We start from the raw sequence: 13,589 nt of genomic DNA, 5'->3' as shown, positions 1-13,589 counted from the left end.
CTAATGTTTTTGTTATTTTAATCTTTGTAATTGAGATTAAGTTCACTTTTCTATGTGTTAAAGTGTTTACATCAACGGTTTCTGGCTTGTATACTATAAATATGATATACAGCGGTTTTATTAGTTTATAAGTTTAAGTTAAGGGAGAATGCAAAAAATAATTAGGGTTACTACAGTGCCAATATCATTAGGGAAACTGTTACAGGGACAATTAAAATTTATGTCCCAATATTATAAGGTTATTGGTATCGCAAGTCAAGGAGGAGAACAACTAGATCTGGTTACTCAAGATGAAGGGATACGTGTTATTCCTGTAGAAATGACTCGCAAAATTACTCCTATACAAGATCTAAAAGCTGTATATGCACTTTATAAAATATTTAGAAAAGAAAAACCAGAGATTGTTCATAGCCATACTCCCAAAGCAGGAACATTATCGATGATTGCAGCTAGAATGGCAGGGGTTCCTCATAGATTACATACCATTGCAGGATTACCATTATTAGAAGCTAAAGGGGCTAAAAGATTATTGCTAGATACAGTAGAGAAAGTGACTTATGCTTGTGCAACCAAAATTTACCCTAACTCATCAGGTCTTAATACTATTATTTTGGAAAATAAGTATACATCTTCCAAGAAATTAAAAGTTATAGGGAACGGTAGCTCCAATGGGATTGATACCTCTTTTTTTGATCCAGAACTATACACTGATAAAGACAATGAGAAGTTATCAAAAAGTCTAGGGATTGATCCAAGTGATATTGTAATTGTGTTTATAGGGCGGTTAGTTACAGATAAAGGAATAAATGAGCTAATACAGGCTTTTGAGAAAATAAATAAGACTGTAGATAATATAAAACTTCTTTTAGTAGGAACATATGAGAATGATTTAGATCCTTTGTTACCAGAAGTACAAGAGCAAATAGACACTAATTCTAATATTATTATGGTAGGGTGGCAAGAAGACGTAAGACCTTATTTTGCTATATCAGATATGTTAGCATTTCCTAGTTATAGAGAAGGGTTTCCTAATGTGGTGATGCAATCTGCTTCTATGGGGCTTGCCAGTATTGTAACAGATATTAATGGATGTAATGAAATTATAACAGAAGGAGTAAATGGTACTATAATTCCAGTAAAGGATGCAAAAATGCTACATGATAGTATAAAGAAATTGATTGATGATGATGAGTTAAGAAAGAAAATGGCGAGTAATGCAAGAGAGTCCATTATCAGTAGATATGAACGCAAGTACGTATGGGAAGAAATTTTGAAAGAATATAAATCATTGATTAATTAGCCAATTGATGGAAGTATTTATAAAAATGATTACACTACAATTTCATTAGATTTTATAATCAAATGAAAAAAGTTTAAGTTACTTCAACCCGTACAGTCAGATGAAAACAAAATTACTTTTACTAAAAAAAAGATTTACAGTTTTTTTTAATGATAAGGATAGAAAAGGATTTTTTCAAATTTTTAAAGAAGCCATTATATTTTGGGTGATAAAACAAGAATTACCATATTTCTATTTTGGTAAATTTTTATATAGAAAAGATGTTAAGAATTACAAGGACTATCTGAGTAGTAAAGAAATTGATAAAATAACACTCTCCAAGAATTTACATAATTTTCAATATGCTTCTTTATTAAGAAATAAATTGGCTTTTTCATATTATATGGAAAATAATAATTTGCCAGTACCTTCTTTACTTAGTCATAACCTGAAAAATAGATTTTTATATCAATCAAATGTACAACAGGTTGATAATAAAGAAGATTTATATGTTTTTTTTAAAAACCTATTTGAAGCCACAGGAAGAACAAAAGTATTTGTCAAATCTATTATCGAGATGGGAGGAACTGGAGCATACCTTATAACTCAGCAAAATCTTGAAAAAGAAATTCAAACTTATGGATCCTATATATTAAATAACGATTGTATTCATCAAGAAGTAATAGAGCAACACCAAGGGGTCAATAAAATATATAAGCACAGTGTAAATACTATTCGATTTGATACCTATCTAGATAAAGAGAATACCATTCATATTTTATCTGCTTTTATGAGGTTTGGTAGAGGAGGCAGTGTAATTGATAATGGTAGCTTGGGAGGTTTTTATGTTTCTGTAGATATCAATAAAGGAACACTAAGAGGAAAAAGCCATCAATTGATGAAATATGGGGGAGAACAATTAGATGCTCATCCTGATACAGGTATTATTTTTGAAGGTTATGAAATCCCGTATTTCAAAGAATCTTGTGAATTAATAAAACAAGCAGTGTGTTTTATTCCTGACCGAATAATAGGTTGGGATATTGCTATAAGTAACAATGGTCCTGTAATTATCGAAGGTAATGATAATAATTCTTTTGTTACGCCAGATATTGCTTATGGTGGATATCTTAAACATCCCATGTTTAAAGAAATTATGGAAGAAGCTTAAAAGTTAGAAGAAGAGATAATACTTATGAAAATATCTGAAATAGTTAGAAATAAAGCTTTTTGGTGCCTTGATGTACTAACTGGAGGAAAAAAACGCCATCATTATAATGATATTAAGTTCATTGTTGAGAATCCAACATCTCAAAAAAGCATTGATCTGAAAAATAGAAATTTACAAAATTTGTTGGAGCATGCAATATCTACTACCCAATATTATCAAAAATATAATACAGGTAATTTGATAGAAGATTTCCCTGTGATAAATAAAAATATAATTAGAGATAATTTTGAGAATTTTAGGTCTAAAAAATATATGAATCTTCCGAAGTATACAGTAAGCACCAGTGGATCTACAGGAACTCCATTCAAAGTATACCAAGACAAAAGAAAAAGAATAAGAAGTGTTGCAGATACTATTTTTTTCTCAGAAATGGCAGGTTTTAAGCTAGGATATAAACTTACCTATTTTCGATTATGGAATGCATTTGAAAAAAAAGGAAAATTTACTCAATGGGTTCAGAACCTTGTACCTGTTGATGTTTTCGAGCTAAGTAAAAAAGGAGAGATTCAGAATACTCTCAATATATTATCAAAAAGCAACTCATCAAATAGTTGGTTGGGGTATGCCTCTGCATATGAAGAAATATGTAAATATTTAGATAAAAATAAATCACTACCAGTAGCTAATACTTTAAGGTCGGCAATTGCCATTTCAGAAAGGCTTAATGATTACACAAAACAAGCGATGTACACGCATTTTAATGTTAAGGTTGTGTCTCGATATTCTAATGTAGAAAATGGTATCATTGCCCAACAATTGTTAGAAAAAGATTTTTTTAGAATTAATGAAGCCAGTTATTTTGTTGAAGTATTAGAATTAGATGCTGATACTCCTGTAGAAAATGGTAAACTAGGTAGAATAGTAATAACTGATTTGTTTAATTATTGTATGCCTATGATTAGATATGATACTGGGGATATAGGGGTAAAGAACACTATAGATTCAAAAATAGTATTATCGACTATTGAAGGAAGAAAAATAGATGTCATTTATGATACAAAAGGAGATATTATAACGATTAATCTAGTTTTGCTAGTCAATAAATATTCAATGATAAAACAATGTCAACTTATTCAGAAGTCTGTAGGAAAATATCAACTCAAGTTAAACACAGAAAAGGAGTTTATGAATGAAGAAGAGTTGCTTAGCGAATTTAAAGTGTATTTGGGCGAAGATGCCAATATATCAGTAGAATATGTAGACGAAATTCCGTTACTTGCATCTGGAAAAAGAAGGGTAATGGTTAATGAAATGATGAATTCATAATTAGTGAAAAGTACAAATTATGTATAAATTATTTATCAAAAGAAGTTTGGATTTTTGTGTAGCGTTAAGTCTGTTGTTTTTAATCTCTCCTATTTTCTTACTATTGACTGTTTTTTTAGTAATGGCTAATAATGGGAAGCCATTTTTTGTTCAGAGAAGACCAGGTGAAAACGAAAAAATTTTTAGTATCATAAAATTCAAGACAATGAATGATAAAAAAGATACCAAGGGTAAGTTATTACCAGATAAAGATAGACTAACAAATGTAGGGGTATTTGTAAGAAAAACATCGTTGGATGAAATACCACAATTAATAAATGTTCTTAAAGGTGAAATGAGTTTTATTGGGCCGAGGCCATTACTTATAAAATATTTACCTTATTATAGTAAAGAAGAGCAAATGAGACATTCTGTTAGACCTGGAATAACAGGTTTGGCACAAGTTTCTGGGAGAAATATACTTAATTGGGATGATAGGCTGGCAATGGATGTGAATTATGTAGATAATATTTCTGCATCATTAGATTTGAAAATTATAATCAGAACAATTAAAAATGTATTAACCTCTAAGGACGTGGTAGTGGATCCTAATTCAGTAATTTTAGATTTAGATGAGTACAGAACAAAAAATTGATTGGGCAATATTGGTAACAGGATGGGGGCGTAATGCTAGAGATACTATAGAAGCTTTTAGCAATAAGAAATTTAAAAAAAGTAAAATTTCTTTAGTTATTTACGAAGAAGAACCATGTGGAGCAGCAGAGATAGCAAAAGAAACAGGGATAGAGACATTACAAATGTTTAAAAAAGATTATCCTAATCTAAAGAGTTATCAAGTAAAATTAATTGAAGAATTAAAGAATAGAAATATAGATTATGTATTTATGCTTAATTATAAATATATAATCAAGCAAGATATGTTGTCAGCATTTCCTAACCAGATACTTAATATACACCCATCACTTTTTCCTAGTTTTTTAGGGACAAAAACAGCTATTCAAGATGCGTTGGAATATGGAGTTAGAATTACTGGAATAACAACTCATATAATTGATGATAAGCTAGATGAAGGGGTTATTTTGTGTCAAACCCCAATAAAGGTTAAGAAAAAAGATACTTTTGAAACATTGTATCCAAAATTTGCAAAAAAAGGAAGAAAAATAATTATAGATACTATTCGCCTGATAGAAGAATTACATTTTCAAGAGACCCATACCAATGAATGAGAACATAGAAATACTACCACTTACCAAAAAAATGCTGAAAGAAGGTATTGCACAAAATACCTATTGGAAAGGAGGCTTAAATCCTTTACCTAAAAGTAAAGCACTATGGTTGGCATCTAATTCTAGAATAGAAGAAGAGGATTATTGTGGAATTATTGGTTATGAGAATGATAAGATGATTTCATTTATTTATCTGTTTCCAGATCTTCTTAATGATCAACAAAAAACAAAAGTTTACTGGATGATATCATGGTGGGTTGATAAAAAGTATAAAGACACAATATTAGGTACCTATATATATAATGAAGCTATAAACTTAACAGGTAAACAGATTTTGATAAAATCATTTGCAGAGAACGTAACTACTTTTTATGAGAAACAACCTTTTACAGTAATAACATCTAGGCTACGACATACGATCTTTTTTAGTATAGATGCTTCTATGCTTACTGCAAGATTTCGATACCTAAATCCATTTAAGTTTTTCTTAAATAGAATCGATCATATAGTTGGAGCAATTATAAAATTTATTAATACCTCAAAAGTAAAAAGTAGAACCAGAGAACTTACCTACGAATATATAAATCACCTTGATGATATAACTTGGCAATTTATTGAACCTTTGTGTGAAAAAGATTTGATATATAAGTCACGAGAATATATAAACTGGCAAATAAACGGGCTACAATATACACAGACACCAATTGTTGGTAAACTCCCATATAGGTCATTGCAAACAGGTGTGAGTGATAATATTTATATCTATAATGTAAAAATTATGACAAATAATCAAATTATTGGTTTTTTATCATATGTTATTAATTATAATGAATACAACATTAAGTATTTCTTGGTAAAAGAAGAAAAACACTACGACCTCTGTGTAGATGCACTAATAGAAAATTTTATTAATAAAAGAGCTAAATTTATTTTTACAGATGATACAAGGTTATCTGATACTATAACCAAACGATATAAAACCATTTTTACACATAAAGTTCTGAAAAAAGCATTAGCTCATAATGAGACAAATTTAGATTTTGAAAATTCGAACATGTTAAACAGAGATGGGCATTTTTATTAAATAAAAGAGATGAAATTTGTAAGAAAACTACAACAATCAATAGAGAATCATACAGATCATAATGCGCTATGTATAAATAATATATTTTATACATATAAGGATTTTGCCAATGAAATCTCCAAAATAAGAAAAGCAATATCCAATACGATTGAAAATAAAGAGAAATTGATTGGGTTGGTAACCAATGATGATATTCAAACCTATGCCACTATCATTGCATTATGGTTTGAGGGTAAGGCGTATGTGCCAATTAATCCATCTACTCCTGTAGAACGTAATATCAAAATTTTAGAGCTTACGGAAGCTAAATATATTATAGATTCTTCAAAAGAATCTGACTACAAAGATTATGTTGTTATAAAATCTTTAGTACTAGAGCATACAAGAATCAATTTGAAGCCTAAACAGGTGTCAGAAGATCAAATAGCTTATATTTTATTTACATCTGGCACAACAGGACAACCCAAAGGGGTTCCTATAACCTTCTCTAATGTAGAAGCATTAGTTGATGCAGTTGATGCAGAACCAGAATTTAATTTACTTCCTACTGATCGATGCTTGCAAATGTTTGAACTTACATTCGATTTTTCTGTAGTTACTTATTTGTTTCCTTTTTTATCAGCTTCTTGTGTTTATACCATTCCAAAAGGGGCTATCAAATATTTTTATATTTTCAAACTTATCAAGGAGCAGAAACTTACTGTACTTACTATGGTACCTTCTATTATTAACTATTTACGCCCATACTTTCCAGAGATTAATGCTCCAGACGTAAGATATTGTAGTTTTGGAGGGGGAGCATTGCATAGTGATATAGCAAACGAATGGAGTAATTGTCTACCAAACTGTAAAATTTTTAATTACTATGGTCCAACAGAATTTACAGTATATAGTGGTTTTTATCCATACCATAAAGAAACACACAAGAAATCTCATAATGGAATAATTTCAATAGGAACACCACAAAAAGACACGTTATATCTTATTGTAGATGAGGGTAATAATAAAGTTCCTGTAGGGGTAACAGGAGAGTTGTGTCTAGGTGGTCCACAAGTTACACCTGGATATTGGAAAAATAAAGAACGAAATGCCCAAAGCTTTTTTACTAGAAAAGAACATACTATAGAGCAACGTTATTATAAAACTGGGGATTTGTGTTTTAAAGATAAAGAAGGAGATTACCAATATGTAGGCAGAGCAGATTTTCAGGTCAAAATTAGAGGGTATCGAGTAGAGTTAGCAGAAATTGAATTTCATGCCAAACACACTTCTGATAAAAAAGCGAATATGGTAGCACTTGATATTATAAATTCGTTAGGAAATGCAGAATTAGGACTAGCAATAGAATCAGAAGAGTTTGATACCAAAGAAATATTTGAGTATATGAAAACAAAAATGCCAGATTATATGATCCCTATGCATGTGAGATTTATCAAAGAGTTCCCGCATAGTATGAATGGTAAAATCGACAGAAAAAAATTAAGAACATATTTTGATATAAAAACAAATAGATAATAGATGAGCAAAGATGAAATTTTATCAAAAGTTAAGGAAGCTTTTGTATCGGTATTAGAACATGATAATTTTCAACTTACTGATGAAACCACAGCCAATGATGTTGATGGTTGGGAGTCTGTCACGCATATGATGATCATTTCTGAGGTAGAAAAAATATTTAATATTAAATTTAAATTGATGGATCTCATGAATATGAATAATGTAGGAGATTTAGTCAAAACTATAGAATCTGAATTGTGATTGATATAAGGGAATTATCATAGATTTAGATATTATATAACTATTGGTTAGTGTTTAATATGCTGATTTTTAGTATTTTAGGGAGAATAAGGAAAATTTAGATAAAATCATTAGAAGCTACATTTGATTTGTAAAAGATAGGCTTACTATTGATTTGTAAGAAATAAACATGGAAAAAATCCTCATTATTGGTGCTTCTGGTCATGCCAAGGTCATAATAGAAACCATAGAATTGAATAATAACTATGTGATTCATGGTCTTATTGATACGTTCAAGCCAAAAGGAAGTAAATTACTGAGATATGAAGTTTTAGGAAAAGAAGAAGACATCCTTAGCTTGATGAAGCAAGGTGTAAGAAAAGGAGTTATTGCAATTGGTAATAATTGGGTACGATACCAAATGTATTTAAAAATAAAATCAATAGCTCCAGATTTTGAGTTTATTACTGTAGTTCATCCATCAGTGGTTATTAGCCCGAGTGTTATGATGGGAGAGGGAACAGTAGTATTAGCTTCGGTAACAATTAATGCAGAAGCCCAAGTAGGAGATTTTTGTATTTTGAATACAGGGGTTAATCTTGGTCATGATAGTGTTATGAAAGAATTTTCTAGTCTTGCTCCTGGAGCTACTATTGGTGGTAATGTATGTATAGGAAAAGGTACAGCAATATCATTAGGAGCTAACATAATTCAAGGAATCATGGTTGGAGAGTATAGCGTTGTAGGAGCAGGTTCAGTTATTGTTAATAACATAGACGATTATAAATTAGCTTATGGAGTTCCTGCAAGAGAAATAAGAACAGTAAAAAAAGGAGAACGTTATTTGTCAGGTCTATGGGGAGTAGATAAAAATAAAGAATAGTACAGACTATTCCTTCTTATTGTCAAAATAAAAATTAAACACATTTAAGTCAGAATACTATTTATAAATCTAGAAATAAAATATATGTACAACCCCTATATAAAAAGAGTGTTAGACTTTGTGCTTTCATTCTTTGGTATCACATTGTTATTACCAGTTATACTAACACTGATTTTAGTGTTGGTAATTGTAAATAAAGGAGAACCTTTTTTCTTTCAATTAAGGCCAGGAAAAAATGGTAAACTTTTTAAAATTATTAAGTTCAAAACAATGTCAGACCTGAAATCTGGAGATAAAAATAATGAGCATAATGTATCTCGTATAACCAAAGCAGGAGCATTTATTAGAAAATATTCATTAGATGAAATATTACAACTTATTAATGTCTTAAAAGGTGATATGAGTTTAATTGGTCCAAGACCTCTTTTGGTTGAATACTTATCCTTATATAATGAAGAACAACGAAGAAGACATGATGTAAGGCCTGGAATAACAGGATGGGCTCAGGTAAAAGGTAGAAATACAATATCTTGGAGTCAAAAATTTGAATATGATGTTTGGTATGTAAAGAATCTAAATCTTATCTTAGACGTTAGAATTTTATTATTAACAATCAAAAAAGTAATTAAAAAAGAAGGCATTAATGTAGATCAGAATATAACTATGACTGCTTGGAAAGGAAATAACTAAATAATATAATAAACCGATATACCCTACCCAATATAAATACCGATTAATACACAAAAACAAATCAACTTAAATATAGTAATGAAAAATTTAAAGAAAGAAGAATCCAAAAAAATAAGGATTTATGGAGCGGGTGGGCATTCTCAAGTAATCAGAGAAGTGTTGGAAAATAATGGATACGAAGTTACACATACTTTTGATGATAAACCCTCGGGGCGACATTATGCATCAAAGAATGTCGCTTCTGGAGCTAGAGAAAACATAGATCAATTCCCACATCAAGGACCTCCAGTTATTATTGCAGTAGGGGTAAATTCACAAAGAGCAGAGATCGCAAATTTTCTTAAAAGTGATTTTGAAACAGCAATTCACGAATCAACCACTATAGCACCTACAGCAAAAATAGGAGAAGGTACAGTTGTCTTTGCAGGAGCAATTATCCAACCCAATACAGTTATAGGTAAACATGTTATTATAAACACAGCAGCTAGTATAGATCATGATAATATTATAGGGGATTATGCACATATTTCACCAAAAGCGGCACTGTGTGGGCATGTAGAAGTAGGAGAGGGGTCGCATGTTGGTGTAGGAGCCGTTGTCATACCAAAGGTAAAAATAGGTAAATGGTGTACCATAGGAGCGGGAACAGTAGTTCTAAAAGATGTACCAGATTATTCAACCGTTGTTGGTAACCCAGGAAAAGTTATAAAAACAAAGGCAAACAGTAGTAAGGAAGAGAGTTCCAATAATTCATTTAACCTTACTTTTATAGGTTCAGGGATATCCTCATCATTTACAATACTACATTTTCTTGATTCAATAGACAAACATCAGGAAACAAGAAAAATACATATCAGTATTATTGACAAATACAAAGAATTTTATTCAGGAATTCCGTATGGATCTAGGTCAGGTTTTTCTGTACACTTAATCACTTCTTTAAAAAACTTTTTACCAGAACCAGAACGCAGCAAATTTGTAAAATGGCTGAATAATAATAAAAATTGGTTATTAGATGAATTAAAAAAGGACGGAGGAACTCTAGCGTTAAATTGGATTGATAAGCATACAGAAAAAATAAAGAATAATGAATGGGAACATCTTTTTATTCCTCGTCGTTTTTTTGGATGGTATATTAGCGAAAAAGTAAAAAATAAACTAGAGGATTTTAAAGCAAAAGGATTGATTGAGGTTGATTATATCAATGAAGAAGTTGTTGATATAGAAAAGGCAGAGAATAAGTATAAGCTCTTATTAAATGATAATAACACGATAATATCAGAGAAAATTATTCTCTCTGTAGGTTCCTTACCAGTTAATCCTCTTTGGAAAAAAGAAAGTCTAATAAAAGAAGATAATTTATTATTTATAAACAATCCTTATAAACCTGAATTAAATACAGTTTTAAAAACAATAGATAACTTTATTGAAAATAATAAATTAGAAAAAAAGCTAAATGTTTTAATTGTTGGAGCGAATGCAAGTGGTCTTGAGTTATTATATAAATTGAATGATATAGAGGAAATTAAAACAAAAATAAATAAATTTACAATTCTTTCTACCCAAGGAGTATTACCTGATGCTGTAATTGATGAAGAAGGTAGAAAAAAATATACCCCATTTAATTTACAAGCACTAGTTGCAGAAAGTAATATAACAGCAAAAGACATTGCAGAGGCTACATTCAAAGATTTAGATTATGCAGATGAAATAAAGTTAGGAGCGGCATCTACCGTGGATATCATATCAAGTGCTTTTGGAGTTTTATTAGATAAACTAACTCCAGAAGAATTGAAAAAATTTGCATGCATATATGGTAATGAAATAGGTAGGAGACAACGATGTGCTGGCTTTCATTATTCTAAAACAGTAAGTGATCTCAAAAAAGAGAATCGTTTTAATCATATTACAGGAAGGTTTGGTGCAGTTAATAAAACTCCTACTGGTCAATATGAATTAGAATATGTGGATACAGAGACAGGGGGAAACAAAATTTATCAAGAGCCAGTACATATCATTATTAATTGTATTGGAAGTACAAATTTAGAAAAGAAAGAAACTCCTGAATTATTGAGAAATTTGATGCAAAAAGGATATTGCAAACCCAATGATTCAAAGATAGGTTTCGAGGTAAATGATTCTTTAGAAGCAAGTGAAAATTTACATATTATGGGACCATTACTTGCTGGAAATGTATTTGACGGTAAAGCAGTATGGCATGTAGAGCATTGTGGTAGGATAATATGGTTGTCTCAAGTATTATCTCAAAAACTTAAAGAATACTTTTTTAAAAACAAAGAATTGAAAAAACGTCCCATTTAATATAGAATACACAAAAACTAATATAACCTAACCAAACTTTAAATCAATTGAAACAAAACTACAAACTCTCAATAAAAAATCTTACTAATAATCAGGATACCATAGAATATAAAAGGCTTCTTAAGTATAAATGGGATAATAATATATATTATTCTGTAGAGCATTTATTACATTTTGAGAAAGAAACGGAAAAAATTAAATATTTTTTATTAGAAAAAAATGATACAGCTATCGTATTGATGCCTTTTATTTTTAGAGAAATAAAATTTAACAATAAAAGTTATCCTTATTATGATGTGATAAGTCCTTATGGGTATAGTGGACCATTGTTTTGTGATACAGTATCAGAAGAAGATATTACTCATTTTTGGAACTACGTAGATAAGTGGTATAAAGATAATAATGTAATAGCAGAGTTTATTCGTTTTAGTTTAAATGGTAACCACAAACAATACTCTGGTTGTCTTACCAAATCACTTTCTAATGTAAGAGGAAATCTTTTAGGGACTTTTGAAGATCAATGGAGAGCCTTTTTACCTAAAGTAAGAAATAATTATAGAAAAGCTGTAAATCATAATTTAACTTTCAAAATATTTCATAAAGAAGAAATAACAATAGATATCATTAAAATTTTTAATGATATCTATGTAGATACTATGAATAGAAATAATGCAGATAGTATTTACTTTTTTTCAGGAATGTATTTTGAGAATTTAATATTATCAAACCTCAACAATTTTACGATAGCCATAGCGTACTATGAAGAAATACCTGTTTCAATAGAATTGATAATTAATTACAAAGATGTTTTGTTTGCTTTTTTAGGAGGTACTAATGCAGAGTATTTTAGTTATAGACCCAACGACTTTCTTAGAGTGAAAATTATAGAATGGGCTATAGAGAACGGAATAAAGCATTATGTTTTAGGAGGAGGAATGAAAGACGGTGATGGTCTTTATAAACACAAAAAATCTCTTTTTCCCAAAGATGAAGATGCGATCTTTTATACAGGTAGAAAAATAGTCGATGAGAAAATTTATGATGAACTGTGTTTGTCTTCCGATTCAAGCTATTCAGATGTGTATAGAATTAACTTGAAAGATCATTTTTTTCCTTTTTATAGAGTAAAAGTGTAACTATTTTTGATCAGAATCAAAAAAGATATTTAGTAAGGGGTCATCAAGAAAAACGACAATACCTTATACTTTGTACAATATGACTATCGGATAGTTTACACATTTTCCATTTTTTTGCTAGCTACCACTACTATGATAGTCCTGTCGAATATAGATTCAAAGTATCTTCTGTTGAATTTATAACAATATTCATCCAGATATCTCTGTAAATAATGAATTCCAGTAGAATGATGTATATCCAATAATAATCTTTTGGCATTACTAATGGCAATATGTCCCCAAGGTAGTATTTCTGAGGTTTTACTTTTATCTTTTATGACTACTGCATTATGCTCTTCTAAATGATCCTTGATATCATTATAATTATTAGCTCCGTCTGTGGTAGGTAAGCATCCGATCAACTACATATAGTTATTGATCTTCATATTTTGTAGTTAAAGTAATATCCTTTCCTTCATTTCTGGCTTGTTGCACGACTTGTTGTATGTCAAGAGGTAGCGTATCTAGGGGTACAAATAAATCATCGACCATTACAAGGTTATTAAAGGGATTGTCTTGTTCCATTTTCGCGGTAGAGAATTCGGGACTATAATACCAGAGATCAAACATGTCTTTTATGATACGGGCTTTATTAGATAGGCTCTAGTTTATAATTGCGTTGATATTAGTTTTTGATATTGTGCTTCGATATTTCTGTAATTCTTTATAGCGTTAACATCTAGGACAGTTTTTTGT

General features: G+C 30.1%; 14 protein-coding genes. 12 read left to right on the top strand and 2 right to left on the bottom strand.

Annotated elements, in window-relative coordinates; genetic code table 11:
- Positions 1–148: 148 nt before the first annotated feature.
- The 12 genes from CVD18_RS11195 (at position 149) to CVD18_RS11140 (ending at position 12,854) form a co-directional block, all read left to right on the top strand.
- Positions 149–1,300, top strand: a complete 1,152-nt coding sequence (locus tag CVD18_RS11195; RefSeq protein WP_103865533.1) for a glycosyltransferase family 4 protein — start codon at positions 149–151, stop codon at positions 1,298–1,300.
- Positions 1,301–1,400: 100 nt separating this feature from the next.
- Positions 1,401–2,450, top strand: a complete 1,050-nt coding sequence (locus CVD18_RS11190) for a sugar-transfer associated ATP-grasp domain-containing protein (protein ID WP_103865532.1) — start codon at positions 1,401–1,403, stop codon at positions 2,448–2,450.
- A 24-nt stretch (positions 2,451–2,474) separates the two neighbouring features.
- Complete coding sequence (locus CVD18_RS11185; protein WP_103865531.1) at positions 2,475–3,776, top strand: CoF synthetase; 1,302 nt, start codon at positions 2,475–2,477, stop codon at positions 3,774–3,776.
- A gap of 19 nt (positions 3,777–3,795) precedes the next feature.
- On the top strand, positions 3,796–4,410 hold the full coding sequence (locus CVD18_RS11180; RefSeq protein WP_103865530.1) for a sugar transferase: 615 nt from the start codon (positions 3,796–3,798) through the stop codon (positions 4,408–4,410).
- Entirely contained in the window at positions 4,388–5,002 is a 615-nt protein-coding gene (locus tag CVD18_RS11175; protein ID WP_103865529.1) for a formyltransferase family protein, read from the top strand. The genes CVD18_RS11180 and CVD18_RS11175 overlap by 23 nt, the downstream gene beginning before the upstream one ends.
- Positions 4,995–6,086 (top strand): hypothetical protein, encoded by a 1,092-nt coding sequence (locus CVD18_RS11170; RefSeq protein WP_103865528.1) that lies wholly within the window; start codon positions 4,995–4,997, stop codon positions 6,084–6,086. Before CVD18_RS11175 ends, CVD18_RS11170 begins: the two co-directional genes overlap by 8 nt.
- A gap of 9 nt (positions 6,087–6,095) precedes the next feature.
- Positions 6,096–7,601 (top strand): AMP-binding protein, encoded by a 1,506-nt coding sequence (locus CVD18_RS11165; protein WP_103865527.1) that lies wholly within the window; start codon positions 6,096–6,098, stop codon positions 7,599–7,601.
- 3 nt (positions 7,602–7,604) lie between these two features.
- Positions 7,605–7,844 (top strand): acyl carrier protein, encoded by a 240-nt coding sequence (locus tag CVD18_RS11160; RefSeq protein WP_103865526.1) that lies wholly within the window; start codon positions 7,605–7,607, stop codon positions 7,842–7,844.
- A 169-nt stretch (positions 7,845–8,013) separates the two neighbouring features.
- Positions 8,014–8,706 (top strand): acetyltransferase, encoded by a 693-nt coding sequence (locus CVD18_RS11155; protein ID WP_103865525.1) that lies wholly within the window; start codon positions 8,014–8,016, stop codon positions 8,704–8,706.
- An 84-nt stretch (positions 8,707–8,790) separates the two neighbouring features.
- A complete protein-coding gene (locus tag CVD18_RS11150; protein WP_103865524.1) occupies positions 8,791–9,396 on the top strand; it encodes a sugar transferase in 606 nt (201 codons plus the stop codon).
- A gap of 78 nt (positions 9,397–9,474) precedes the next feature.
- Entirely contained in the window at positions 9,475–11,718 is a 2,244-nt protein-coding gene (locus CVD18_RS11145; RefSeq protein WP_103865523.1) for a NeuD/PglB/VioB family sugar acetyltransferase, read from the top strand.
- A gap of 47 nt (positions 11,719–11,765) precedes the next feature.
- The gene (locus tag CVD18_RS11140) at positions 11,766–12,854 is read left to right on the top strand and encodes a GNAT family N-acetyltransferase (protein WP_103865522.1); all 1,089 of its coding nucleotides are present in this window, start codon (positions 11,766–11,768) and stop codon (positions 12,852–12,854) included.
- A 95-nt stretch (positions 12,855–12,949) separates the two neighbouring features.
- Here the strand turns inward: CVD18_RS11140 and CVD18_RS23145 are convergent, their stop codons facing one another.
- Complete coding sequence (locus CVD18_RS23145) at positions 12,950–13,255, bottom strand: transposase (RefSeq protein ID WP_103865521.1); 306 nt, start codon at positions 13,253–13,255, stop codon at positions 12,950–12,952.
- 10 nt (positions 13,256–13,265) lie between these two features.
- On the bottom strand, positions 13,266–13,463 hold the full coding sequence (locus CVD18_RS11130; protein WP_103865520.1) for a hypothetical protein: 198 nt from the start codon (positions 13,461–13,463) through the stop codon (positions 13,266–13,268).
- Between the last annotated feature and the right edge of the window lie 126 nt (positions 13,464–13,589).

It is taken from the genome of Aquimarina sp. I32.4 (assembly GCF_002924285.1).
Classification (GTDB): Bacteria; Bacteroidota; Bacteroidia; order Flavobacteriales; family Flavobacteriaceae; genus Aquimarina.
Note: the sequence above shows the minus strand (reverse complement) of the source record. Positions and strands in the feature narration are given on the sequence as shown.

Coding starts and splice junctions, on each gene's coding strand:
- CVD18_RS11185 (WP_103865531.1), top strand. CDS start 2,475: ATGAAAATATCTGAAATAGTTAGAAATAAAGCTTTTTGGTGCCTTGAT.
- CVD18_RS11190 (WP_103865532.1), top strand. CDS start 1,401: ATGAAAACAAAATTACTTTTACTAAAAAAAAGATTTACAGTTTTTTTT.
- CVD18_RS11130 (WP_103865520.1), bottom strand. CDS start 13,463: ATGTTTGATCTCTGGTATTATAGTCCCGAATTCTCTACCGCGAAAATG.
- CVD18_RS11195 (WP_103865533.1), top strand. CDS start 149: ATGCAAAAAATAATTAGGGTTACTACAGTGCCAATATCATTAGGGAAA.
- CVD18_RS11165 (WP_103865527.1), top strand. CDS start 6,096: ATGAAATTTGTAAGAAAACTACAACAATCAATAGAGAATCATACAGAT.
- CVD18_RS11145 (WP_103865523.1), top strand. CDS start 9,475: ATGAAAAATTTAAAGAAAGAAGAATCCAAAAAAATAAGGATTTATGGA.
- CVD18_RS11170 (WP_103865528.1), top strand. CDS start 4,995: ATGAATGAGAACATAGAAATACTACCACTTACCAAAAAAATGCTGAAA.
- CVD18_RS11160 (WP_103865526.1), top strand. CDS start 7,605: ATGAGCAAAGATGAAATTTTATCAAAAGTTAAGGAAGCTTTTGTATCG.
- CVD18_RS11150 (WP_103865524.1), top strand. CDS start 8,791: ATGTACAACCCCTATATAAAAAGAGTGTTAGACTTTGTGCTTTCATTC.
- CVD18_RS11175 (WP_103865529.1), top strand. CDS start 4,388: ATGAGTACAGAACAAAAAATTGATTGGGCAATATTGGTAACAGGATGG.
- CVD18_RS11180 (WP_103865530.1), top strand. CDS start 3,796: ATGTATAAATTATTTATCAAAAGAAGTTTGGATTTTTGTGTAGCGTTA.
- CVD18_RS11155 (WP_103865525.1), top strand. CDS start 8,014: ATGGAAAAAATCCTCATTATTGGTGCTTCTGGTCATGCCAAGGTCATA.